Source organism: Neorhizobium sp. NPDC001467 (assembly GCF_050275975.1).
GTDB lineage: Bacteria > Pseudomonadota > Alphaproteobacteria > Rhizobiales > Rhizobiaceae > Neorhizobium.
The window spans coordinates 153,977-177,598 of the sequence record NZ_JBNNPS010000003.1; the positions used below are offsets into that span (position 1 = coordinate 153,977).

23 protein-coding genes, 4 tRNA genes and 1 pseudogene are annotated in these 23,622 nt (G+C 60.4%); 14 read left to right on the top strand and 14 right to left on the bottom strand.

Annotation, left to right across the window (positions count from 1 at the left end):
• Positions 1 to 8: 8 nt before the first annotated feature.
• A complete protein-coding gene (locus ACQKKX_RS09195; RefSeq protein ID WP_427570330.1) occupies positions 9 to 863 on the bottom strand; it encodes a helix-turn-helix transcriptional regulator in 855 nt (284 codons plus the stop codon).
• A gap of 105 nt (positions 864 to 968) precedes the next feature.
• On the opposite strand from ACQKKX_RS09195, the pseudogene ACQKKX_RS09200 reads away from it, so the two are divergent.
• Positions 969 to 1,864, top strand: a pseudogene (locus ACQKKX_RS09200) (SDR family oxidoreductase).
• An 18-nt stretch (positions 1,865 to 1,882) separates the two neighbouring features.
• Here the strand turns inward: ACQKKX_RS09200 and radC are convergent.
• From radC to ACQKKX_RS09220, 4 genes are all read right to left on the bottom strand, one after another.
• Positions 1,883 to 2,716, bottom strand: a complete 834-nt coding sequence (gene radC, locus ACQKKX_RS09205; protein ID WP_427570331.1) for a RadC family protein — start codon at positions 2,714 to 2,716, stop codon at positions 1,883 to 1,885.
• 1 nt (position 2,717) lies between these two features.
• Positions 2,718 to 3,554, bottom strand: a complete 837-nt coding sequence (map, locus tag ACQKKX_RS09210) for a type I methionyl aminopeptidase (protein WP_427570332.1) — start codon at positions 3,552 to 3,554, stop codon at positions 2,718 to 2,720.
• Between the two features lie 64 nt (positions 3,555 to 3,618).
• Complete coding sequence (sfsA, locus tag ACQKKX_RS09215) at positions 3,619 to 4,362, bottom strand: DNA/RNA nuclease SfsA (protein WP_427570333.1); 744 nt, start codon at positions 4,360 to 4,362, stop codon at positions 3,619 to 3,621.
• A gap of 14 nt (positions 4,363 to 4,376) precedes the next feature.
• Positions 4,377 to 6,230, bottom strand: a complete 1,854-nt coding sequence (locus ACQKKX_RS09220) for a PHA/PHB synthase family protein (protein ID WP_427570334.1) — start codon at positions 6,228 to 6,230, stop codon at positions 4,377 to 4,379.
• Between the two features lie 133 nt (positions 6,231 to 6,363).
• Between ACQKKX_RS09220 and ACQKKX_RS09225 the strand changes: the two genes are divergently transcribed.
• From ACQKKX_RS09225 to recJ, 5 genes are all read left to right on the top strand, one after another.
• Positions 6,364 to 6,750, top strand: a complete 387-nt coding sequence (locus ACQKKX_RS09225) for a hypothetical protein (protein ID WP_427570335.1) — start codon at positions 6,364 to 6,366, stop codon at positions 6,748 to 6,750.
• 98 nt (positions 6,751 to 6,848) lie between these two features.
• The gene (locus ACQKKX_RS09230) at positions 6,849 to 8,069 is read left to right on the top strand and encodes an LL-diaminopimelate aminotransferase (protein WP_427570336.1); all 1,221 of its coding nucleotides are present in this window, start codon (positions 6,849 to 6,851) and stop codon (positions 8,067 to 8,069) included.
• Positions 8,070 to 8,142: 73 nt separating this feature from the next.
• Positions 8,143 to 9,459, top strand: coding sequence for a homoserine dehydrogenase (locus ACQKKX_RS09235; RefSeq protein WP_427570337.1), 1,317 nt, complete (start codon positions 8,143 to 8,145; stop codon positions 9,457 to 9,459).
• Between the two features lie 158 nt (positions 9,460 to 9,617).
• On the top strand, positions 9,618 to 9,881 hold the full coding sequence (locus ACQKKX_RS09240; protein WP_427570338.1) for a hypothetical protein: 264 nt from the start codon (positions 9,618 to 9,620) through the stop codon (positions 9,879 to 9,881).
• A gap of 110 nt (positions 9,882 to 9,991) precedes the next feature.
• On the top strand, positions 9,992 to 11,821 hold the full coding sequence (gene recJ, locus ACQKKX_RS09245) for a single-stranded-DNA-specific exonuclease RecJ (protein ID WP_427570614.1): 1,830 nt from the start codon (positions 9,992 to 9,994) through the stop codon (positions 11,819 to 11,821).
• 83 nt (positions 11,822 to 11,904) lie between these two features.
• Here recJ and ACQKKX_RS09250 read toward each other — a convergent pair.
• The 4 genes from ACQKKX_RS09250 to gloA all read right to left on the bottom strand — a co-directional run bounded on the left by ACQKKX_RS09250 (position 11,905) and on the right by gloA (position 13,852).
• A tRNA-Glu gene (locus ACQKKX_RS09250) sits at positions 11,905 to 11,979 on the bottom strand.
• Positions 11,980 to 12,252: 273 nt separating this feature from the next.
• Positions 12,253 to 12,327: transfer RNA gene (locus ACQKKX_RS09255), tRNA-Glu, on the bottom strand.
• A gap of 172 nt (positions 12,328 to 12,499) precedes the next feature.
• Positions 12,500 to 13,330, bottom strand: coding sequence for a hypothetical protein (locus tag ACQKKX_RS09260; RefSeq protein ID WP_427570339.1), 831 nt, complete (start codon positions 13,328 to 13,330; stop codon positions 12,500 to 12,502).
• An 81-nt stretch (positions 13,331 to 13,411) separates the two neighbouring features.
• Positions 13,412 to 13,852: a lactoylglutathione lyase gene (gloA, locus tag ACQKKX_RS09265; RefSeq protein WP_427570340.1), complete on the bottom strand. Its 441-nt coding sequence runs from the start codon at positions 13,850 to 13,852 to the stop codon at positions 13,412 to 13,414.
• A gap of 202 nt (positions 13,853 to 14,054) precedes the next feature.
• Between gloA and ACQKKX_RS09270 the strand changes: the two genes are divergently transcribed.
• From ACQKKX_RS09270 to ACQKKX_RS09300, 7 genes are all read left to right on the top strand, one after another.
• Positions 14,055 to 14,633 carry a cold-shock protein gene (locus ACQKKX_RS09270; protein WP_112731213.1) on the top strand — a complete coding sequence of 193 codons (579 nt, stop codon included), beginning with the start codon at positions 14,055 to 14,057 and terminating at the stop codon, positions 14,631 to 14,633.
• 2 nt (positions 14,634 to 14,635) lie between these two features.
• On the top strand, positions 14,636 to 15,112 hold the full coding sequence (locus tag ACQKKX_RS09275; RefSeq protein ID WP_427570341.1) for a DUF192 domain-containing protein: 477 nt from the start codon (positions 14,636 to 14,638) through the stop codon (positions 15,110 to 15,112).
• A gap of 90 nt (positions 15,113 to 15,202) precedes the next feature.
• A tRNA-Pro gene (locus tag ACQKKX_RS09280) sits at positions 15,203 to 15,279 on the top strand.
• Between the two features lie 45 nt (positions 15,280 to 15,324).
• Positions 15,325 to 15,630 (top strand): ETC complex I subunit, encoded by a 306-nt coding sequence (locus ACQKKX_RS09285; protein ID WP_427570342.1) that lies wholly within the window; start codon positions 15,325 to 15,327, stop codon positions 15,628 to 15,630.
• A gap of 16 nt (positions 15,631 to 15,646) precedes the next feature.
• Positions 15,647 to 15,723: transfer RNA gene (locus ACQKKX_RS09290), tRNA-Arg, on the top strand.
• A 422-nt stretch (positions 15,724 to 16,145) separates the two neighbouring features.
• Positions 16,146 to 16,427, top strand: a complete 282-nt coding sequence (locus tag ACQKKX_RS09295) for a hypothetical protein (RefSeq protein WP_427570344.1) — start codon at positions 16,146 to 16,148, stop codon at positions 16,425 to 16,427.
• 347 nt (positions 16,428 to 16,774) lie between these two features.
• Complete coding sequence (locus ACQKKX_RS09300) at positions 16,775 to 16,969, top strand: hypothetical protein (RefSeq protein WP_427570345.1); 195 nt, start codon at positions 16,775 to 16,777, stop codon at positions 16,967 to 16,969.
• Between the two features lie 244 nt (positions 16,970 to 17,213).
• Here the strand turns inward: ACQKKX_RS09300 and ACQKKX_RS09305 are convergent, their stop codons facing one another.
• Entirely contained in the window at positions 17,214 to 17,747 is a 534-nt protein-coding gene (locus ACQKKX_RS09305) for a PAS domain-containing protein (RefSeq protein WP_427570346.1), read from the bottom strand.
• 564 nt (positions 17,748 to 18,311) lie between these two features.
• Here ACQKKX_RS09305 and ACQKKX_RS09310 point away from each other — a divergent pair.
• Positions 18,312 to 18,968 carry a hypothetical protein gene (locus ACQKKX_RS09310; protein WP_427570347.1) on the top strand — a complete coding sequence of 219 codons (657 nt, stop codon included), beginning with the start codon at positions 18,312 to 18,314 and terminating at the stop codon, positions 18,966 to 18,968.
• A gap of 212 nt (positions 18,969 to 19,180) precedes the next feature.
• Here the strand turns inward: ACQKKX_RS09310 and ACQKKX_RS09315 are convergent, their stop codons facing one another.
• From ACQKKX_RS09315 to ACQKKX_RS09330, 4 genes are all read right to left on the bottom strand, one after another.
• Complete coding sequence (locus ACQKKX_RS09315; RefSeq protein ID WP_427570348.1) at positions 19,181 to 19,951, bottom strand: amino acid ABC transporter ATP-binding protein; 771 nt, start codon at positions 19,949 to 19,951, stop codon at positions 19,181 to 19,183.
• 13 nt (positions 19,952 to 19,964) lie between these two features.
• Entirely contained in the window at positions 19,965 to 21,122 is a 1,158-nt protein-coding gene (locus tag ACQKKX_RS09320) for an amino acid ABC transporter permease (protein ID WP_427570349.1), read from the bottom strand.
• Between the two features lie 3 nt (positions 21,123 to 21,125).
• Positions 21,126 to 22,319, bottom strand: coding sequence for an amino acid ABC transporter permease (locus ACQKKX_RS09325; RefSeq protein ID WP_427570350.1), 1,194 nt, complete (start codon positions 22,317 to 22,319; stop codon positions 21,126 to 21,128).
• A 118-nt stretch (positions 22,320 to 22,437) separates the two neighbouring features.
• Entirely contained in the window at positions 22,438 to 23,460 is a 1,023-nt protein-coding gene (locus ACQKKX_RS09330) for an amino acid ABC transporter substrate-binding protein (RefSeq protein WP_427570351.1), read from the bottom strand.
• Positions 23,461 to 23,622: the final 162 nt, after the last annotated feature.

The window sequence follows — 23,622 nt, forward strand, 5'->3', positions numbered from 1 at the left end:
GGGAACGATCAGGCCTTTGCCCGGCGATCGTTGAGAAACGCCCTGACGCGCCCGGCGTCAGCGGCGGTCGCCGGGGTAAAGATCATCAGGCCGAGATCCGGCCGGCCATCGACGGCGAAGGACGAATATTCGAAGGCCAGATCGCCAGCCGTGGCGTGGCGCATGCGTTTGATACCTTCGCCGTAGTTCTGAAGGTCGTAATCGCCCCAGATCGCCGCAAATTCCGGGTTTTGCGCGCTGAGTTCATCGACCAGCGCCTGTACTGCCTGCGGATCGCAGGTGCGCACCGCTTCCGCCCGGAAGGCGGCGACGGCGTTGCGGGCATCGGTTTCCCAATGCGGCATGACCTTGCGGGCATTGCGAAAAACCAGTTTCAGGATATTGCGCTCGTTCGGCGCAAGCGCCGCATAGTCATAGAGCACGGCCGCTGCCGCGTCGTTCCAGGCGACCACGTCCCATAGCGCGGTGCGCACCAGCGCCGGGCTGTATTCCATCGAATCGAGGACGCGCTGCAATTGTGCCGACACCGGCTCGAACGGCAGCCTGCGCATTTCCGGCGGCCGGTGCTGGGCGAGCAGGAAGAGATGTTCGCGCTCGACGGCATTCATGCCCATGGCTTTGGCCAGACGATCAAGCACATCGGCGGAGGGCGCGCCGCCGCGGCCCTGTTCCAGCCATGTGTACCAGGTGGCGCTGACATTGGCACGTAGGGCGATCTCTTCCCGGCGAAGGCCCGGCGTGCGCCGCCGCGTGGTGGAAATGCCGAAATCGCTCGGGTCTAGTTTGGCCCGCCGGTCGCGCAGATAATTGCCGAGGAGGTTTTCAGTGGCGAAGTAGTTCTCGGATGTCTCGATCGTTGACATGCGCATCAGCCTGTTAGTCGGGGTACCGGTATAAGGTCACGGCTTTTAACGCGCGGCCCCCCGGCTTTAGTTGACACCTATCAGCATAGAGCATGAGGATTTCATATGCGCGTCTTTGTAACGGGTGCAACCGGTTTCGTGGGTTCAGCTGTGGTGCGGGACCTTCTCGATGCCGGCCATCAAGTTCTGGGGCTTTCCCGCTCCGATGCCGGTGCGGCGTCGCTTGAGGCTGCCGGTGCCGATGTCCATCGCGGTTCGCTGGATGACCATGCCAGTCTGCGGGCAGGCGCCGCCAAGGCCGATGGCGTCATCCATACCGGCTTCAACCACGATTTTCGAGGTTCAAGGAGAGCTGCGAGGAGGATCGTCACGTTATCGCGGTGATGGCGGATGAACTGGCCGGTTCCGACCGGCCTTTGCTGGTGACATCCGGAACCGGGCTTTTGCAGCTTGGCCGGCCATCGACGGAACATGACATGTCGAATGTCGGCTCCTCGGTCATTCCGCGTGTTGCCTCGGAAGAGGCGACGGCGGCGGCGAGGGAGCGTGGTGTGCGGGCGTCACTCGTGCGGCTTCCGCCCTCGGTACATGGCGTCAGCGACCACGGTTTTGTGCCGCTGCTGATCAATCTCGCGCGGCAGAAAGGCGTGGCAGCTTATATCGGCGATGGCGAGAACCGCTGGCCGGCCGTGCATCGTCTGGATGCGGCGCGGGTCTACCGACTGGCGCTGGAACACGGTGCGGCCGAACCGCGCTATCATGCCGTGGCTGAGGAAAGCATTGCTTTCCGAAAGATTGCCGAGATCATCGGGCGACGCCTGAACGTGCCGGTCGTGTCGAAAACAGGCGACGAAGCGGCAGAACATTTTGGCTGGTTCGCGCATTTTGCCGGGATGGATTCGCCGGCAACAAGCGCGCGAACGGCGGATCTGCTCAGGTGGACGCCGACCCAGCCGGACCTCCTCGCCGATCTCGATCAGGATGCCTATTTCGCCGTTTGACGCCCTGTCAGGCGACGGTCAGATCAGCCTCAGTCCCTTGAGGCTGGCATGGCCGTCCTTGCCGATGATGATGTGATCATGCACCGCGATCCCCAGCGGTTTCGCGGTGTCGATAATCGTCTTGGTCATGTCGATATCGGCGCGTGACGGGGTCGGGTCGCCGCTAGGATGATTGTGGACGAGAACCAAGGCCGTGGCCGAAAGCTCCAACGCGCGGCGCACCACTTCGCGCGGATAAACCGGGGTGTGATCGACCGTCCCTTTGCCTTGCACCTCGTCGGCGATCAGAGCATTGCGCTTGTCGAGAAAGAGGATTCGGAATTGTTCGCGCTCTTCATGGGCCATGGCTGCATGGCAATAATTGATGACCGACGACCATGAGGACAGAACCTGCTTTTCGCGCAACTCGCTTTTCAGCATGCGCTGGCCGACGGTGGCGACGAGTTTCAGGTCCAGCGCGACGTTTTCTCCGACCCCCTTCACTTCCCGCAGCAGCCCAAGCGGCGCGCCGAGCACGCCGGCAAGATTGCCGAAACGGGCGATCAGGGTTTTGGCGAGCGGTTTTGTGTCGCGGCGCGGGATGGAGCGGAACAGAAGAAGCTCGAGGATTTCGTAATCGGCAAGCGCGGTATCGCCATGGTCGCGATATTTGTCACGCAGGCGCTCCCTGTGACCGTGATAATGCGCGGGAGGCTCCGTTGCGCCGCTGGCCTCGATCGCCTTCCTGATATTGTCGCGGCGGCCGGCCTGTTCGGCGAAGAAACCGCGCTCATCGACTAAACCATCTTCCGCCTCCGCCCCATCCGCGGGATCATCACCGTCAAGCAAGGGAAAGGCGGGAGGTTTTGCCATGTCAGCCCTGTAATGGTGGCAGGCCGGGGCGGTCGAGGCCGCCCGGCGACAGCGTGAAAATTTCGCAGCCGGTGGCGGTGACGCCGACGGCGTGTTCGTATTGCGCCGATAGCGAGCGGTCGCGGGTGACGGCCGTCCAGCCATCGGCCAGCACTTTCACATGCGGCTTGCCGAGATTGATCATCGGCTCGATCGTGAAAATCATGCCTTCGCGCATTTCCGGACCTTCGTCGGCGCGGCCGTAATGCAGGATATTGGGCGTATCGTGAAAAATCTGCCCGACGCCATGGCCGCAGAAATCGCGCACGACGGAGCAGCGCTGCGCTTCCGCATAGGTTTGGATCGCTTCGCCGATGGCGCCGATACGGGCGCCGGGGCGGACGGCGGCAATGCCGCGCATCAAACATTCGTGGGTAACTTCGAGCAGGCGTTCGGCGGCGCGCTTGATCTGGCCGACCGGATACATGCGGCTTGAATCGCCATACCAGCCGTCGAGAATGTAGGTGACGTCGATATTGACGATATCGCCCTCGCGCAGCGGCTTGTCGTCCGGCATGCCGTGGCAGACGACGTGGTTGAGCGAGGTGCAGACAGAATATTTGTAACCGCGATATCCGAGCGTTGCCGGCAGGGCGCCATTATCCATGCCGAATTCGAAGACGAAACGATCCAGTGCATTGGTGGTGACGCCCGGCTTGACGAGCGCGGCCAGTTCATCGAGGCAACGGGCGGTCAGTTGCGACGCCTTGCGCATGCCGGCGAAGTCCTCGGCCGTATAGAGCCGGATCGCGCCAGTGTTCTTCAAGGGTGCGGAAACCGCGTCGATGTAACTTACCATTGCCGTGCCTTCATCAAGTTACCCTCCGTTCATAAAGGAGTGGAGCGGGGTTCGTCCATTGCCTTCATTTCAGGGAGGCAGATTTGTGCGGAGCCCTGCCTTGGAGAAGCTGTTGCACGGCGATCGATCTTACGGCCCTGATTTCATGCGGCGTCACCTCGCATGCCAGGGCATAGGCCTCGACGCCGCGCGAGGCGGCGCGGCGGAATGCGCCGGCATAGGCCGGATCAAGGTCACCGCCGATGCGCAGGGCATCACAGTCGTTGCGCTGGACGATGTAGAGCATCACGGCGCGGTGCCCGGCCTCGGCCATGTCTGCGAGTTCATCCAGATGACGCGTGCCGCGTTGGGTGGCTGTGTCGGGAAACTCGGCAAGGCCGGCCTGCCGCATGAAATGCACGTTCTTGACTTCGACATAGCAGTCCGGACGCCCTTCGGACGACAAAAGGAAATCGATCCGCGATTTCAGTCCGTATTTCTGTTCGCGCCTGAGCAGATCGTAGCCGGCAAGCGCAGGCAGGAGGCCGGCGAGGATGGCTTCTTCCGCCAGCCTGTTGGGCAGACCGGTATTGATACCGACGATAGTATCGTCGGCCTCGATCATTTCGAACATGTAGCGATATTTGCGTGTCGGGCTGTCATGCTCGGAAAGCCAGATGCGCGAACCGGGCGTCGTCAGTCCGCGCATGGAGCCGGTGTTCGGGCAAGAGCCGGTAATGGCCGTGCCGTCGTCGAGGATGGCGTCGAACAGGAAACGCTTGTAGCGGCTGACCAGTCTCGCCGGCACGAGGGGAGAGGAGAACTGCATTGCCTCGGTGAAACTCAGGAGCGGACGAGAACATAGGTGCCGGGCGCGTCGCCGAGCGTTTTCAGCCTGTTGCCGCCCGGCTGGCGGGCCGGCACCTGGGTTTGGTCCTGCGCCGCGATCCAGTTCTGCCAGTTCGGCCACCAGGAACCGCCCTGCGCATAGGCCGCCGAGAGCCAGTCGTCCAGCGACCCTGAAAGCGGTGCCCCTGACCAGTAGCGGTATTTCTCCGGCTCGGGCGGATTGACCACGCCGGCGATATGACCGGAACTGGCAAGCACGAATTCGGTCGGGCCACCGAACAGCATCGTGCCGTTGAAGACCGATTTTGCCGGCGCGATGTGGTCGTCGCGGGTTGCGAGACTGTAGACCGGTATGGTGATGTCGGACAGCGCAATCGGCTTTCCAGCAAGGACCATACGTCCCTCGCTCAGGGCGTTGTCGAGATAGCAGGTGCGCAGGTAATAGGCGTGGCTGGCCGGGGTGAGCCGGGTCGAATCGGCATTCCAGTACAACAGGTCGAAGGGCAGGGGATCGCGCGCCCTCAGATAATTGCTGACGACATAGGGCCAAATCAGTTCGGAGGCGCGCAGCATGTTGAAGGCGGTCGCCATTTTCGATCCTGCCAGATAACCGACATCGGCCATGTGCTTTTCAAGGATCGCCAACTGCTCGTCGTCGACAAAGACCTTCAGATCGCCGGCATGGGTGAAATCCATCTGGGCGGCAAGAAAGGTGGCAGATGCGACTCGGGACTGTCGCGGTTTCGGCTCGTCGCTGTTGCGGGCCAAAGCCGTAGCGAGAAGCGTGCCGCCCACGCAATATCCGATGGCGTTGACATCGTCTTCGCCGGTCGCGGTGCGAACCGTCTTCAGGGCAAAGTCGATCCCTGCTTCGATGTAATTTTCCCAGCCGATCTCTGCATGCCTCTCGTCCGGGTTGACCCAGGAGATCATGAACACCGTATGGCCTTGTTCGACGCACCAGCGGACAAAACTTTTCTGTGGGGTCAGGTCGAGAATATAGTACTTGTTGATCCAAGGCGGCACGATCAGCAACGGCCGCCTGAACACGGTTTCGGTCGTTGGCGCATATTGGATGACTTCGCAGATTTCGTTGCGAGCAACCACCTTGCCGGGGGTGATCGCGAGGTCGCGGCCAACGATATAGCTGCTTTCATCGGTCTGCCGAAGCCGCAATTCGCCGCCACCCCTGGCGATATCCTCGGCGAGCTTGGCCATGCCCTCAACGAGGTTCAGGCCGCTTGATGCGACCGTTTCGCGAAAAACCTCCGGGTTGGTCAGGGCGAAATTGGCGGGTGACAGTGCCGCGGTCACCTGGCGCAGGTAGAATTCCGCCTTATGGCGGCTATGGGCATCGAGACCTTCGGCGCGGTTCACCAGTTGGGCGGCCCAGTCCGCCGTCACGACATAGGCCTGCCGCACGACCGCAAAAAACGGGTTGTTGGTCCAGTCCTCGTCGGCAAATCGCTTGTCCCTCGGCAGCTCGGGTTCGGGCGGTACCTGTTCGCCGGAGAAGCGCGCGACCGAACGGGCCCAGATGGCCATGTAGCTCGATAGCAGCAGGGTCTGTGCTTCCAGTGTCCGCTGTGGCTCAGCCATCCAGTATTCGGCCACCTTGGACAGCGACTTTATAAGGTCACTCAACGGATCGAGCGTATCGACGACGGCGCCGCGTTCACGCGGCCCGAGCCATTCGGTCGCAGCCTTGCCGAAATTTTCGGCGGCGCGGGCAAGGTTGACGGCGAGACTCTGGGGATCCTTGACCAGATAGGGATCGAGCGCGGCAGGATCAAAGCCGGGAAAACTCTGGCTTTTTGCATTGCCGGTCTGGTCTTTTTTCGCGCTCACGCTGGCCGTCCGGTCTCTGTTGAATTAAAGTCCGTTTTCGTTTGTATATGGCGATCGAAAGCGAATACAAGTCCGACGACTGGCGCTCGCCAACGGACGTTTGAATGAAAGGTGGACGCAGGGAATGGAAAAAATGAGGCACGCGTACGGCAGATTGTCCTTGTGGGCTGCCCTGATTGCCATTCCGGGCGCGCTGTCCGGCTGCTTCGCGCTGGATGACGGTATTCCCAACACCGCGCCGCAGGCGACTGTCGTGTCTTCGCGCGCCGTACCGCCGGCTGGGCCGATTGCCCGCAAGCAGACCAATACCTACCCGACGTTCGACGGCAAGCTGACGGCTGCCAATACGCAAATCGACGATGCCGAATATGTCAGCCAGGAAAGCCAGATGTCGGCGCTCGCGCAAGCGCGCAGCAACGGTTCGATTTCGGAGGCGGAATATCAGCAACGCGTTGCCGAATTGCAGGCCGTCGCAACCGGTCACGTAACCGAAGCGGACGCTAAAATCTCCGGCAACTAGGCTTGCCTTTGTGCCCGATTGGTCGCAAAGCACGCAGCAGCCACAGATGAGCCGCATCGGTTGCGGCCCAAGGCTTATATCCTTCCAAGGGGAGTGACATGGAAGAGTTTCATAAGGTTCGGCGCCTTCCGCCCTACGTCTTCGAACAGGTCAACCGTTTGAAGGCCAGCGCGCGAGCGGGTGGCGCGGACATTATCGATCTCGGCATGGGCAACCCCGATCTTCCGACGCCAAAGGCGATCGTCGACAAGCTGTGCGAAGTGGTTCAGGACCCGCGCACGCACCGGTATTCGTCGTCCAAGGGTATCCCCGGTCTGCGTCGCGCCCAGGCTGCCTATTATGCCCGGCGTTTCGGCGTGAAGCTGAACCCGGATACGCAGGTTGTCGCGACCCTCGGTTCCAAGGAGGGCTTTGCTAACATGGCGCAGGCCATCACGGCGCCGGGCGATGTCATCCTGTGCCCGAACCCGACCTATCCGATCCACGCTTTCGGCTTCCTGATGGCCGGTGGCGTGATCCGTTCGATGTCGGTCGAGCCGGACGAGAGCTTTTTCCCGCCGCTGGAACGCGCGGTCAAGCATTCGATCCCCAAGCCGCTGGCGCTGATCATCAACTATCCGTCCAACCCGACGGCGCATGTCGCCTCGCTGGATTTCTACAAGGATGTCATCGCGTTCGCGAAGAAGCACGACCTGATCGTGCTGTCCGACCTCGCCTATTCTGAAATTTATTTCGACGAAAGCGCGCCGCCGCCATCGGTTCTGGAAGTGCCTGGCGCGCTCGACGTCTGCGTTGAATTCACCTCGATGTCGAAGACGTTTTCCATGCCCGGCTGGCGCATGGGATTTGCCGTCGGCAACGAACGCCTGATCGCGGCACTGACTCGCGTGAAATCCTATCTGGATTATGGTGCATTCACGCCGATCCAGGTGGCGGCGACGCATGCGTTGAACGGTGATGGTTCCGATATTGCCGAAGTGCGTAACGTCTATCGCCGCCGGCGCGATGTGATGGTCGACACGTTTGGCAAGGCGGGTTTCGAAGTGCCGCCGCCGGCCGCGACCATGTTCGCCTGGGCAAAAATCCCCGAAAAGTTCCGCCATCTCGGTTCGCTCGAATTCTCGAAACTGCTGGTCGAAAAGGCCGATGTGGCCGTGGCTCCCGGCATCGGTTTTGGCGAGCAGGGTGACGATTACGTGCGTTTGGCGCTGGTGGAAAACGAGCATCGCATCCGCCAGGCGGCCCGATCCATCAAGAAGTTCATGTCTAGCGCCGACGAGACCATGCACAACGTGATTTCGCTCAACGCGCATCGCTGACAGAACCATTCCCGCGCGACCGGACGATGCTTCGGTCACGCCCGCCTTCGACACCAAAATCAGGAAATCACAGATGGCTGACGCCCTCAAAATCGGCATTGCGGGTCTTGGTACCGTGGGCTCGTCCCTGGTGCGCATTCTCGGCGAACGCGCAAGCGAACTCGCCCGGACATGCGGACGCCCGATTACGATTACGGCGGTCAGCGCACGCGACAGAAGCCGCGACCGCGGCGTCGATCTCTCCGCGATCCAATGGTTCGATTCGGCCGTGGACATGGCCAATTCTGCCGATATCGACGTTTTCGTCGAGTTGATGGGCGGTGCCGAAGGCGCCGCTGACCAGTCGGTACGTGCAGCCCTGGCGCGGGGCCTGCATGTCGTGACCGCCAACAAGGCGCTCCTGGCCCGCTGCGGCGTCGAGCTTGCCGTGATGGCCGAGGACAAGGGCGTGCTTTTGAACTACGAAGCCGCCGTCGCCGGGGGCATCCCGGTCATCAAGGCGCTACGCGAATCGCTGACGGGCAACGTCGTGTCGCGCGTCTACGGCATCATGAACGGCACCTGCAATTACATCCTGACGCGCATGGAGAAGGAAGGCCTGTCCTTCGAGGCGTGCCTCAAGGAAGCGCAGCGTCTCGGTTATGCCGAAGCCGATCCGACCTTCGATATCGAGGGCAATGATACCGCCCACAAACTGGCCATTTTGACGACGCTTGCGTTCGGCACGCAGATTGCCGCCGACGAGATTTATCTCGAAGGCATTTCCAACATTTCCACCGAGGATATCCAGGCGGCGGCCGATCTCGGTTACCGCATCAAGCTGCTCGGCGTGGCGCTTCGCACCGATAGCGGCATCGAACAACGCGTGCATCCGACCATGGTCCCGCATGACAGCGTCATCGCGCAAGTCGATGGCGTCACCAATGCGGTGGCGATCGAGTCGGACATTCTCGGCGAATTGCTGATGGTGGGCCCCGGTGCCGGCGGCAATGCGACGGCCTCGGCCGTGCTAGGCGACATCGCCGATATTGCCAAGAGCCAGCCGGGCACGCAGCGCGTTCCGGTTCTCGGTAATCCTGCGGCTTCGCTTGCGCCCTACACCCGCGCCCAGATGCAGAGCCACGAGGGCGGTTACTTCATTCGCCTGACCGTACTCGATCGGGCGGGGGTCTTTGCCGATGTTGCCACGCGAATGGCAGATAACGGCATTTCGCTCGAATCCATCGTGCAGCGCGCCAAGGGAGCGGAAGAGGATTCCAAGACGATCATTCTCGTGACCCATGCGACGACCGAGCATTCGGTCCGCCAGGCCGTCGACGCGATCAAGTCCGGGACCTATCTGGCCGGCGAACCGCAGGTGATCCGTATCGAAAGGCCAAAGGCCTTCTAAGATTTACTGCGCCGATCACGGATATGTTATTCTTGGTCGACGCGCCCTCGAAAAGTATCAGATGCCGCCGCATCTGGCATCTGTTCGGGCGGGCCGCCTCGCTTCAAGTTTATTTTTGGTGAGATCTTGCCCGCGAACGACGTGGGCTGGTTTTGTATTTGGCTTTGGTATATGAACATATCCAACCAGAAAACGCGGGGAGGCTCTCTGAAATGTCATTGGGTGTGGCGGAAAACCTGTCACGTTTGATCGTCGATGCGGCTGCAGAGAGCATTGCCAATATTCGATTGCTTGATGGCTGGAAGGGGAGCGAAAGCGACGACGATTTTCAGGGCACGCGCAACTGGGCAGCACTTCTTGTGCTGTTGTCTGTCCCGGCATTTCTCGTCATCGTGGTGACGTTTCTGATCTGGTTGTTCTGACGCCGTTCGCGGCGCGCAGCTGTGAATGTATCCTGGGTTCGCCCGCTCCTTCCAACTCCTAGCAGATTCCAATATTGTCGGGTGCCGGGGGAATGGGCTAGATGGCTCGCATGAGCCCAAGCCCCATCATGCCTACCGCCTCCGAGCCAGCCGATCCCATCGCACGCGCCTTTCTGGGCGTCGACAAGTCAGTCAGCGACCAGCGCTGGATGGCGCGCCTTGATCAGGCTGGTCTCAACCGCGCACTGGCAATGTCGCAGGTTCACGGCATCCCCGAACTCGTTTGTCGCGTGCTGGCCGGGCGTGGCGTCGGTGTCGACGAGGCGCCGGCCTTCCTCGATCCGACCATCCGTTCGCTGATGCCCGATCCGTTCACGCTGACCGATTGCGAGAAGGCAGCACTACGTCTGGCCGACGCGGTCATGCGGAAAGAAAACATCGCAATTTTCGGCGATTACGATGTCGACGGCGCGGCCTCCTCGGCCCTGATGTCGCGCTTCTTGCGCCATTTCGGCCTTGCCAGCGAGATCTACATTCCCGACCGCATTTTCGAAGGCTACGGCCCCAATCCGGCTGCGGTGCGCCAGTTGATCGCCAATGGGGCCCAACTGATCGTGACCGTGGACTGCGGTTCCACCAGCCATGATTCGCTTGCTGTCGCCCGCGATGAAGGCTGCGACGTGCTGGTCATCGATCACCACCAGCTCGGCGAGGCACTGCCGCCCTGTCTGGCGCTCGTCAATCCCAACCGCGAGGACGATCTCTCTGGCCAGGGGCATCTGTGCGCCGCCGGCGTCGTCTTCCTCGTTCTCGTGGCAACCGCACGGGTCCTGCGCGAGCGGCAGCATCCGCAGGCAGGTTCGCTGGATCTGCTTGCCTGGCTCGATATCGTGGCGCTGGCGACGGTCTGTGATGTCGTGCCTCTCAAGGGCCTCAACCGCGCCTATGTGGTCAAGGGGCTGCTGGCGGCCCGCCATATGGGCAATGCAGGGCTTGCGGCGCTCTTTCGCAAGGCGGGGCTGGCCGGCCCGGTGACGCCCTATCATCTGGGTTTCCTGATCGGCCCGCGCATCAATGCCGGAGGCCGCATCGGCGATGCGGCGCTCGGCAGCCGACTTTTGACGCTGGATGACGGACCGGCGGCCGACGTGATCGCCGAACGTCTGGACGAGCTCAACCGCGAACGCCAGGCGATGGAGGCTGTCATGCTGGCGGAAGCCGAAGGCGAGGTCCTGGCCGAATACGGCAATGGTGAAAGTGCCTCGGTCATCGTGACCGCCAACCAGAACTGGCATGCCGGGATCGTCGGCCTGATCGCCGCCCGTATAAAGGAAAAGTTCAAGCGCCCGGCCTTTGCCATCGCCTTCGACCCGTCCGGGCGCGGCACTGGTTCCGGCCGGTCCATTCCGGGCTTCGACATGGGCCGGATGGTACGTGCGGCCGTGGATGAGGGTCTGCTGGCCAAGGGGGGCGGCCACGCCATGGCGGCTGGCCTGACGGTTGACCGGGCCAATCTGGGCAGACTGCGTGCATTTTTCGAAGCGCGCGCTGAAAAGGACGTGCCGTCGCTGGTGGCCAATCACGTACTCAAGATAGACGGGGCGCTATCGGCCTCCGGTGCGACGCTGGAACTGATCGATCGCATGGAACAGGCGGGTCCCTATGGCTCCGGCCACGCCCAGCCCGTTTTTGCGCTGCCGTCACATCGCATCGTGGATTCGCGTCCGGTCGGCGCCGCCCATGTGAAGGTCACGCTGGAAGCCGTCGATGGCAGCCGCATCGACGGAATTAGTTTTCGGTCAGCCGATACCCCGCTCGGTCAGATGCTGCTCAACGGCCGAGGTACCCAGATTCACGCCGCCGGCAATCTGAGTGCCGACCACTGGCAATCCAGCCGCCGCGTCCAACTGCGCATTCTGGACGCCGCCAAAGCGCTTTAACGGTCGCCCGACGTCACGCAGGGAACCGTTGGCAACGAACCGAACGTTCGCGTTTTTCAGTAGTCTTTTTAGGGGGGAGGGAGTGGCACGCCCTAGGGGAGTCGAACCCCTCTTTTCAGAATGAAAATCTGACGTCCTAACCGATAGACGAAGGGCGCATGCCGTGTCCGCGTTGCTGCGGTGGCGCCCTTATAGTCACGGTCCTCGGATGTCGCAAGCGGGAAAATGACGGTCGGGACGAATTTGTGCGAGAAAAAACTGGCTGCCGCAAGGTCCTGTGGAAACTGCGCCGCAACCGCGCAATTTTTCCTTGCCGAACAAGAGGTTGCCGCCAGGTTCCAAACACGCATACTGATCGGAAACCCCGTGCGCATGCTGGGGATAACCGGTGTATACCGGAACAGTGTGTGGTCGATCTGTGAAGGGGAGAGTGGCACGCCCTAGGGGAGTCGAACCCCTCTTTTCAGAATGAAAATCTGACGTCCTAACCGATAGACGAAGGGCGCATGCCGTGTCCGCGTTTGCTGCGGTGGCGCCCTTATAGTCAGGCCTTTTTTTTTCCGCAAGCACCCGATGATGATTTTTTACAAAAAAATGACGGCGCTTTCGAGCGCCGTCCATAATGTCGAAAACCTTTGCATTTTCAGACCGTTCCAGAGATTGCTCCGAAGCGATCCGTTACCACAGCCCCTGGACGACGGGCTCGGCGACGGATGCTGCCGGGCTCGTTGCAATAGTCGGCGTTGTGGGGCCGGCGGTACCGGTCGCGCCGATGCCATTGGAGGCGGCCGCCATTTGCGGGCCGCCCGCAAACAGGCCGCCCGTCGTACCACTGATCCGGCGCACGGGCGCATCGGCGACCGCATCTGCGCTGAGGGAAGCAGCCGCATGGGTGGCGGATGCGGCGGCCGACCGTGCTGCCGGTTCGGCGGTGTTTTCGGCAGTCGGGACCGCACCTGCGGAAAAGATACTGTTACGGCCGGCCTGGATGCCGGTCGGCTGAGTGACAACGCCCGCCATCGACGCTTGTGACATTTCCGTTTGGGCCATTGCCGTCTGGGCCGCTACGGCCCGAGGCGTCATGGTTTCCACCTGTCCTGTGATTGCTCGCGCCCTGCCGGCACCAGTGCTGACCAGCAGTGCGGGTTCGGCGGATGCGCTGCCATTTCGCATCGCGGAAAGCGCACTTCGTCCCGACGCGCGAAAATCGCGAACGGTTGTGGCGCCGCCCGCCTCGCCGGGACGGGCGCTCACCAGCGGGTCAACATAGGCGGTGGTGCCATTGTCCGCTCTCTCGCGTCGCGCGTCCCCGGTTGCCTGCTGCATCGCCTCAAGCGCGGAGGTCGGCCGCGGGCCGGAGGCCACCTTGTTAGTCGGCGCCTCCGGCTTTCTGCTGGTCAGCGAACAGCCGGAGGCGGAAAGGGCGACGATCGCCAGAACGGCCGAGAGGACGGCCGATAAGATCGCAGGCGATGCGGTTCTGGCTTTGACTATGGACGGGCTGGACACTGGCATTCCCTGCTTGCGACATGACACAGGCCCGCATGATGCGCTGGCAAGCCTGTGTCAGGCTGTCGGGAAACCGTGGGCCTACCAGCTTCCGGTGTTCTGCATGGAGATCCACGGTTCGGCCGGCGTCAATGCCGCACCCTTTTGCAGGATCTCGATGGAAATGCCATCGGGAGAACGCACGAATGCCATGTTGCCGTCGCGCGGCGGACGGTTGATGGTCACGCCCTTGTCCATCAGCCGCTGGCAGAAGGTGTGAATATCGTCGACCTCATAGGCGAGGTGGCCGAAATTGCGGCCGCCGCTGTAATCTTCCGTATCCCAGTTGTATGTGAGTTCCAGGCAGGGCGCTTTGCTGGCGCGTGCGGCTTCGACATCGTCCGGGGCGGCAAGAAAGATCAGTGTGAAGCGACCTTTTTCGTTTTCATGGCGGCGTACTTCCTGAAGGCCGAAGATTTCGGTGTAGAATTTCAGCGAGGCGTCGATGTCCTTGATGCGGACCATGGTGTGAAGATAGCGCATGGGGGCCTTCCTGTTTTGGTCATGTCTGGGAATGGGTGACACCGGCGATATGCGCCACTCGCCAGCCTGGGACAAGGCATGTGGCATAAGCAAAAGATAAAAGAAGTCGGGGCTTGCGCTCCATGGTCGGCGCAATGTTATTCTGACTTCTAAGAATCAGTTAACCGTAACTTCGTGACGCGTATCGAGGGGCTGAGAAAACATGGCTGACAGAATGTCATCGAAAGACATTGCCGCATTCGAAGAGCTCTCGGGCGAACCGGTCGAGCTCATCGAGATTACCGGTGTGGTAAAGTGGTTCGACGTGGCCAAGGGGTTTGGTTTCATCGTTCCCGATAACGGCATGCAGGATGTTCTTCTGCATGTGAGTTGTCTGCGCCGCGACGGTTACCAGACAATTCTCGAGGGAACGCGCATTGTCGCGATGATCCAGCGCCGGGATCGCGGTTTCCAGGCATTCCGTATCCTGTCGATGGATCAATCGACGGCAGTGCATCCTTCGCAGATGCCGCCGGTGCGCACCCATGTCCAGGTGACGCCGACGAGCGGCCTGGAGCGCGCGATCGTCAAGTGGTTCAACCGCACGAAGGGTTTTGGTTTCCTGACGCGCGGCGAAGGCACGGAGGACATTTTTGTCCATATGGAAACGCTGCGCCGCTTCGGCCTGACGGAGCTTCGGCCGGGCCAGGTCGTGTTGGTGCGTTTTGGGCCCGGCGACAAGGGCATGATGGCGGCGGAAATCCATCCCGACAATCCCAATCCCGGCAATAGGGCGCATTGAACATGCGCGCGTTCGCTTCGGCACTGTTCGCAAGCGCATTGCTGGCGCTTTTCATTTTTGCGGGAAACGCCGCTGCTGCGCCCATCCGGTTCGACAGCGAGCCGCTGGTGATCGAATCGGCAAACGGCACCCGTCATGCCTTCACGGTAGAGCTCGCGCTTGATGACATGCAGCGCCAGCAGGGCCTTATGCTGCGCCGTGCGATGGCGCCGGATAGCGGCATGCTGTTTGATTTCGTCAATTCCCGCGATGTCAGCATGTGGATGCACAATACGCTCATTCCGCTCGACATGCTGTTTATCGACGCCGACGGCAGGGTTACGCATATCCACGAGAATGCAGAGCCGCAGTCGGACGCGATCATATCGTCGCGCGGTCCTGTACGCTACGTTCTGGAACTGAACGGCGGGCGCAGCAAGGCGCTGGGCATCCAGCGGGGCGATCTCGTGAGAAGCCGGCGGATTGGCAACGCGCAATAGGGTGCGGATGGCGAACGATTGATGTGTGAAGAGCGTTTTTTGCTGTTGCAGCAACAGCATGAACCGTGTATCTCGCATTCATCGCAGGAACGGAGTGTAGCGCAGTCTGGTAGCGCATCTGGTTTGGGACCAGAGGGTCGGGAGTTCGAATCTCTCCACTCCGACCATCGATACCGGGCTCGGTCTATGCCCATATCGGGAACGAGCACAGCATGTCTGCCAAGATCTATCGTCCAGCTAAGACCGCCATGCAGTCCGGCAAGGCGAAGACCCATCTCTGGCTGTTGGAATTCGATCAGGAAGAACCCCGTCGCATCGATCCGATTCTCGGCTACACGTCTTCTGCCGACATTAAACAGCAGCTCAAGCTGACGTTCGAAACCCTGGAGCAGGCCTGCGCCTATGCGGAGCGCAACGGTATCGAATACCGTGTCATCCCGCCTAAGGAAGCAGCCCGTCAGACCGTCTCCTACACCGATAATTTCCGCTATAACCGCACGACGCCCTGGACGCACTGATCTTCGGCGCGCAATCGGCCCCTTAGCTCAACTGGATAGAGCAACTGCCTTCTAAGCAGTAGGTCGCAGGTTCGAGTCCTGCAGGGGTCGCCAAAAACCTGCAAGAATTAGAGAAAACGAAGGCGCCCGACATCTCTCGGGCGCCTCTTCGATATTTACCCTTGGGTTCCGTCAATAATGTCGGAAGCTTTGACAGCTGTCGCCCTTGTTGGGGGCTGGTACTCGACGTTGAGGTATGTCCACGGCCGCTGCCGGATTAGTTCGCACCCATTTCCGTCTCGCCGATCTGATCCAGCCATTTCACCAGCATTGGCAGATTTCGCGCGTTCTGATGCCAAAGGCTCACGGCCACGCGACAATTACTGCATCCTAGGCGACGATGATGCTTCACCACTTCTGTCGGTCATTGGCTGACACGACTGGCCTGTGTCATACATCGGGGGATGGCGATGGAACCAAATATGAAATGGTGCTGTTGTAGCCGGGCATACAGAAACCATCAGAGGGAACCTCCAATGATCAAGCTTCTCACAGCTGCTGCACTGTCTCTCGGCCTTGCAACCTCGGCCATGGCCCAAGGCGCCGGCGGCTCCAGCGGCACCGGCGGTGACAACAATGGCGGCAACAATAGCGGTGCAAGCTCGGGCGGCAGCGCTGGCGCAAATCAGGGCGCTCAGCAGGGCAGTTCCAACACCAATTGCGGCGCTCCTGGCGGTACGCAGGGTGCGGCTCAGTCCGGCCAGTCCAGCAGCGGCGCAACCAATCCCGGTGCCGGCACCGCTGGTACGTCCTGCTGATCGCAGAATTACTGATTCTACCAGCGCCTCTTGCCTGCCGGCGAGGGGCGTTTTTTTGTTTTTGCGCCCCTCTGCGCGGCGTCGGGTGGTGCCCAGGCCCGTAGAACGCCCCGGGCCAGACCATGGTGATCATCCTGATGCCATCCAAATGGCTCGATGGGCCGAACTGACCCGCCATAGGCGTCGGGGTCTAGCGGCTGATGATTTGTTGAGCTGACCGCCTGCGTAGCGGTCGGTTGGCTATTCTATCGGCCGTACGACGGGGGTATCGCGCATGCCAGCTCTCGCTTGACTTCAATCACTTAATGTGGAACATAAGGGGAACAAGGCGGTGAATGGAGTTTGCCATGCTTGAAGATCGAAGTCAGCGAAGCATCGTTATAGAGCGTGCCTTGGCTGCGGTGGAAAAATCGCGTGAACGACGAGAGCGCTGGGACCGGGAGAAAAAGGACCGTTTCGAGCGGATCCAGATCGCCAATCTCAAGCAGCCCGCCGCAATGGCAAAAGCTGGGAGGCAATTGAGCCTTCGTCTCGATGGATGAGGCGGCCGTATGGAGGGGAGAACGGCCCATACGGTCCGTATGCAACGGTCATTCGTAACCGGTTAGCCGATGGAACTCGCGGCCTTCGCGAAATCGCCACGGAACGCTGAGGGCGGGCGGCTTCCCGCCGGCGAAGAGGCAAATGGAAGCGCACTGCCAGCGCAAACGCTGTGCGCGAAGGGCATGTCGGCTGGACTGCGGGGGCGGGGGCTGAAGTACTATGCCTGCCTTTAAAAGGTCGGCATCAGTGATGCATGACGACCCGTCTATTCCTCTGGTCTTTTTCCTCCTCCAGATGCTCCATTGTTTGCATCGCAAGGGTCGACGGGTCGGTGTTTTTATGTCCGGGCGCGGTCTCGGGATGGTCGTGGCGACATGCGGACAGCAAGTCCCGAGCCTGATCTGCAGTCAGTTCGACGTCATCGAAGACGACGCCGACATAGCGCGTTGCTTCGCCTTCAATATTGCGAAAACAGCGGCCAATGCCAATCACATGTACGAACGTGCCGTCGGAGCGAGCGATATGATAGTCCTGGAAACAGGATCCGCCAATGGAAATCGCCCGATGCAGGGTTTTCGCGACGGAAGCACGGTCGCCTTCCCACACACAATTGAGGTAGGTTTCGATGGGCAGGCCATCGAGGACCGCTTGCGCATCCAGCCCAAATATCTCGGCAAAATGCTCGTCGGCACACAGGAGATTGGCGTCGACATTCCAATGGAAGACGGCAGCATCGTCGGACGATAAGGCAAAAACGGTTGTTTCTAATTCGCTCATAATGGAAGTCCCAGACCCTGATCGATGAAGACTATTCCTTAATAGCGAAATAGCAAGTCTGCCCCCGGGGAGGCAAGGCACTGATTACGGCAACGCGAAGCTCTGTATCGGCGCAATTCCGGCGGGGTAATCCGCCGGGGCCGCCTGGTGCGCATTCGGTAAAGTGTACAGTTATCAAATGGCTTGTTGCGGTGCGGCAATTTTGTCGCGCTCAAATAAATGTCATCGCCGCTTTTTCGTTCATGTTGCATTCAGGCTTTATAATAACCTCAATTGTCCCTATCCTTGTCTCCGTTGTCGCCATGAGCGCGATAACGCGGGCAAGCGCCACTTGGCGTTTGCCGCGGGTGTAGCCTTGGGGGCAGCGTTCGTTCGCTGATGCCCCCGGGTGCGCTGCCCACGTATTGAAAATCGTTTTTGTTTCCGGGTTGCCACGTCATTCCGGAACATCGTCGGCACGGGATGGGGCTTTTTCAGGTCCATGACGGTCCCGTGCGGGTTGAACTGCGTCGAAGCCTGTCGAAAAGCGGCAAGCGCGCACAGACAAGCCTCGATGGGGATTTTATGGCTCAATTGATTTCACGCATCGGGGGCGTACTGGCCTCCGCAATGGTGCTGCTGACTGCCGGCAACGGTCTGGCAGACGAGCGGCCGCTGATCTGGACGCCGACGAAAAATTCCGACACCAGCTATGCCGTTAAGCTCGGTTTTCGACTTCCAAGCGAGTTGCAGCCGGAAGCGGGCATCAATCTCGGTCTGGATTCGCAAAAGAATGATGTCGTGAACACGCCAGTGCGGTTATGGGGCAAGATCACCGCATCGAGCATCCAAACGCCCGCCTATCAGTTGAACCGCGATATCCGCATCAACCTCGACGCTGTAACCGGGAGTAGCGGCGCTCGGGTGATCATGTCTGAAAAACGCATTGCCAGCGAGGCGCTGGATGTCGAGGTCAATCGTCAATACGGCATGCGATATGACGGGGCGGCCGCCAATTGGGTCGGCGAGGCGAGCGAATCTGTCAGACTGTCGCGCGCCGCAACCGGCACGGCGGTCATTCTGCAGGCCAAGGCGCTCGACACGTTCAGAGAGTTGGGCGCGGGTCTTGCAGTCGAGCAGAAGATCAGTGAACGTCTTTCCCTGAATGGCAGTATCGAACAGACGACGGCTGCGACCCAGCCGACCAGCAATATCAGCGCGAACTATACCTTCAAATGGTAGGTCGGCGCCGCGCATGACGTGCCGCGAGCCGCGTGCAGTCCATGGCGAAATGAAAGGAGGGGCCTGAGCCCCTTCCTCCCTCTGCTTGACGGGAGACGCGGCCGCTAGACGCACTAAGCGCGTCCCGGTCCTGCGACCGTTCCGATCCGCCATAGCCTGGAGTAAGGGCATAGACCCATGCCTGACCGGCGGATCGGCGGAGGCAACGGTCCCTAGTGCAGGATCTGGCTGAGGAACAGCCGCGTACGCTCGTGCTGTGGATTGTCGAAGAATTCCTGCGGCGAATTCTGCTCGACGATCTGGCCCTGGTCCATGAAGATGACACGGTTGGCGACCTGGCGGGCAAAGCCCATTTCATGGGTGACGCACAGCATGGTCATGCCTTCTTCTGCAAGGCTGACCATCGTGTCGAGCACTTCCTTGACCATTTCCGGGTCGAGCGCCGACGTCGGCTCGTCGAACAGCATGATCTTGGGCTTCATGCAGAGCGAGCGGGCAATCGCCACGCGCTGCTGCTGGCCGCCGGACAACTGGCCCGGATATTTGTTCGCCTGCTCCGGAATCTTGACGCGCTTGAGGTAGTGCATTGCCACTTCCTCGGCTTCCTTCTTCGGCATTTTTCGGACCCAGATCGGCGCCAGCGTGCAGTTTTCCAGAATGGTCAGATGCGGAAAAAGGTTGAAGTGCTGGAACACCATGCCGACTTCCCGGCGCACTTCATCGATCTTCTTCAGATCGTTGGTGAGCTCGATATTGTCGACGATGATGGTGCCGGATTGGTGCTCCTCCAGGCGATTGATGCAGCGGATCATGGTCGACTTGCCGGAGCCCGAAGGTCCGGCGATGACGATACGCTCGCCCTTCATCACCTTGAGATTGATGTCGCGCAGCACGTGAAAATCGCCATACCACTTGTTCATGCCGATGATTTCGACGGCGACATCCGTGGTGGAGACGGTCATTTTGGGTTGGGCGTCAGCCATGGTTTTCCCCTTATTATCGTTTGTGGCCGGTATCGAGGTGCCGTTCCATGAAGGCGGAATAGCGCGACATGCCGAAGCAGAAGATCCAGTAGATGATCGCGGCAGTCACGAGACCCGTCAAAGGCGTCATCGGCGTGATCCAGGTCGTGTCGGCAAAGTTCAGGCGGATGATGTTGAGGAGATCGTACATGCCGATGATGGCGACGAGCGAGGTATCCTTGAACAGTCCGATGAACGTGTTGACGATGCCCGGAATAACGACCTTGATCGCCTGCGGCAGAACGATCAGCCGCATTTTCTGCCAGTAGCTGAGACCGAGGGAGTTAGCGCCTTCGCTCTGTCCCTTGGGAATGGCCTGCAGGCCGCCACGGATGACTTCCGCCATATAGGCTGAGGCGAACAGCGCGACGCCGACGATGGCGCGTAGAAAATTGTCGATCGTCCAGCCCGTCGGCAGGAACAGCGGCAGCATGACATTGGCCATGAACAGAACCATGACCAGCGGCACGCCGCGGATGACCTCGATGAACAGCACGCAGAACATTTTGACGACCGGCATGTGCGAGCGGCGTCCGAGAGCCAGCAGAATGCCGACCGGAAACGACACCGCAATGCCGACGAAGGAGAGGATCAGCGTCACCATCATGCCGCCCCATAGGGGCGTATCGACACGCTGAAGACCGAAATAACCGCCATGAAGCAGAAAGAAGGCGACGACCGGAAACACGACGAACAGGAGAACGGCGTTGACCGTCTTGTGCGGCAGTTTGGGGATCAATAGCGGCACCAGCAGCACGACCATCATCAGGCCGACGATGATGACGCGCCAGCGTTCGTCGAGCGGGTAGCGCCCGAAGATGAACTGCTGGAAGCGATCCTGGACGAAAGCCCAGCAGGCGCCTTTCCAGCCATCCGGCTGGATCCCGCCTTGCGCAATGGTTGCGCAGACGGACCGATCCGAACCGAACCAACTGGCCTGAATGAACAGCCAATTGATAATGCCGGGAACTGACAGCGCCAGAAGAGCGAGCGCCAGGATGGTCAGCACGACGTCTTTCGGCGTGGCGAGAAGATTGCTGCGCAGCCAGCCGGAGATCGTGCTGTTGCTGCTCGGGGCGGGTTCGGCGCCGAGCATTTCGGTGCGCACATAGGAAGTCTGGGTGTTGGACATGATCTATCGCTCCACCAGCGCCATCTTGGCGTTGAACCAGTTCATGAACAGCGAGGTCAGAATGCTGATGGACAGGTAGATGGTCAGCATGATCGAGATCATTTCGATGGCCTGACCGGTCTGGTTCAGCGTCGTGCTGCCGGTCGAAAACAGTTCCGGAAACCCGATCGCCACGCCGAGCGAGGAATTCTTGGTCAGATTCAGATACTGGCTGGTCAGTGGCGGAATGATGATGCGGAACGCCTGCGGCACGACGACAAGCTGCGTCGTCTTGGCTGGCTGGAGACCGAGTGCGGCAGCCGCCTCGGTCTGCCCCTTGCCGACGCCCTTGATGCCGGCGCGGATGATTTCGGCGATGAAGGCTGCCGTATAGAGCGAGAGAGCGAGATAGAGCGCCACGAATTCGGGGCGCACGGTGCCGCCACCGGACAGGTTGAAGCGGCCCTCGATCGGGAAGTCGAAGCTTAGCGGCGCGCCCACGGCAATGAAGGCAAGAACCGGCAGGCCGATGACGATCGCGGCCGCGATCCAGCCGGTCGGCAGCTGTCTGCCGGTGGCCATCTGGCGCCGTTTTTGCCAAAGGCCAAAGCCGATCGCGATGATGACCGCGACAACGAAGACGATCGGAAGGATCGAAGCGCCTTCGCCCCAGATGGGGTAGGGGAAGGTCAGGCCGCGATTGCTGAGGAAAGTCGACAACGGCAGATGGATGGCATCGCGCGGCTGCGGCAAGATGGCAAGCACGCCGGAATACCAGAAGAAGATCACGAGAAGCGGTGGAATGTTGCGGAAGGTTTCCACATAGACCGTGCACAGCCGGGCGATCAGCCAGTTCTTCGACAACCTTCCGATGCCGATGATGAAGCCTACGATCGTCGCCGTAATGATTCCGGTCACAGCGATCAGAAGCGTATTGAGCATACCGACGACGATGGCGCGCCCATAGGTCGAATCGCTGGAATAGGCGATCAGCGACTGGCCGACATCGAAGCCCGAACGGCCGTTCAGGAAGCCGTAGCCTGACGCCGTATTGGTCCGCGCGAGGTTGCTGCTGACGTTGTGGGCAATCCACATGACCGCAACGACGATGATGACCACGGTGAGCACCTGAAAGAAGATGCTGCGAACCTTGGGGTCGTAGATAAGTGAGGTTGTTCCCCGCCTGGGCGGGGGCGCGGTTACGGCTTTATCCGTCATGCTTTGCCAATCCCCTGCGACCCTTCATGGGTCGTTTGTTCGTTATTTTTATTTTTGTCTTCGATGCGGGAAAGTCCGCAGGATGGAATGCCATCCTGCGGACTATCAAATCACGAGATCAGCGGACCGGCGGTGCGTATTGCAGGCCGCCCTTGCTCCACAGGGCGTTGAGGCCGCGAGCGATCTTCAGCGGGCTGCCCTGGCCGATATTGCGCTCGAAGACTTCGCCATAATTGCCGACCTCCTTGATGACTTTATAGGCCCAGTCGTTGGTCAGGCCGAGATCGGTGCCGATCTTGGTGTCGGTTTCGGTGCCGAGGAACCGCTTCACGTCCGGATTGGTGGAGCTCTTCTTCTCGTCGATATTGGCCTGGGTGATGCCGAATTCCTCGGCCTGGACCAGCGCGTAACCGACCCAGGTGACGACGTCGAGCCACTTGTCATCGCCCTGGCGAACGGCCGGAGCGAGCGGCTCCTTGGAGATGATTTCCGGCAGGATCACGTGTTCGTCCGGGTTGGACAGTGCCAGACGCGTGGCATAGAGACCGGACTGGTCGGTCGTGTACACGTCGCAACGGCCGGCCTGATAGGCCGCGTTCACTTCTTCGAGCTTTTCGAAGACGACCGGGTTGTATTGCAGGTTGTTGGTACGGAAATAGTCGGCAAGGTTAAGCTCGGTCGTGGTACCCGACTGGACGCAGACGGCGGCGCCCGACAGTTCGAGAGCCGACTTCACGTTCAGGGACTTCGGAACCATGAAGCCCTGGCCGTCGTAGTAGTTGACGTAACGGAAGTTGAAGCCGAGCGCGGTATCGCGGCTGATCGTCCAGGTGGTGTTACGGGCAAGGATGTCGATTTCACCGGACTGCAGTGCCGTGAAACGGCTCTGGGCCGTGGTGGGCGTATATTTTACCTTGCTTGCATCGCCGAAGATGGCAGCAGCGACGGCGCGGCAGTAATCGACGTCAAAGCCTTTCCACGCGCCGGAAGCGTCCGGCTGTGCAAAGCCGGCAAGACCGGTATTGACGCCGCACTGTACGAAACCCTTTGCCTTGACGTCATCAAGCGTGGCGGCGGATGCAGCCGAGCCCAGGCCCAGAGCTGCCGCGCCAATCGCAACTGAAAGAAGCGTCTTTTTCATTTTCCCAACCTTATCTTCTTGTGATGGATCCCAGTCGGCCGTCCGAAAAAGGAGGCGGCCCCCAAGCTCGCAAAGCCTCCCGGAGCGAGCAATGCCTATCACAGTCGCAAATCCGGTCTTGGTCAAGATGTGGCTGCCCGATTCTCGCCTTAAACGATTGTA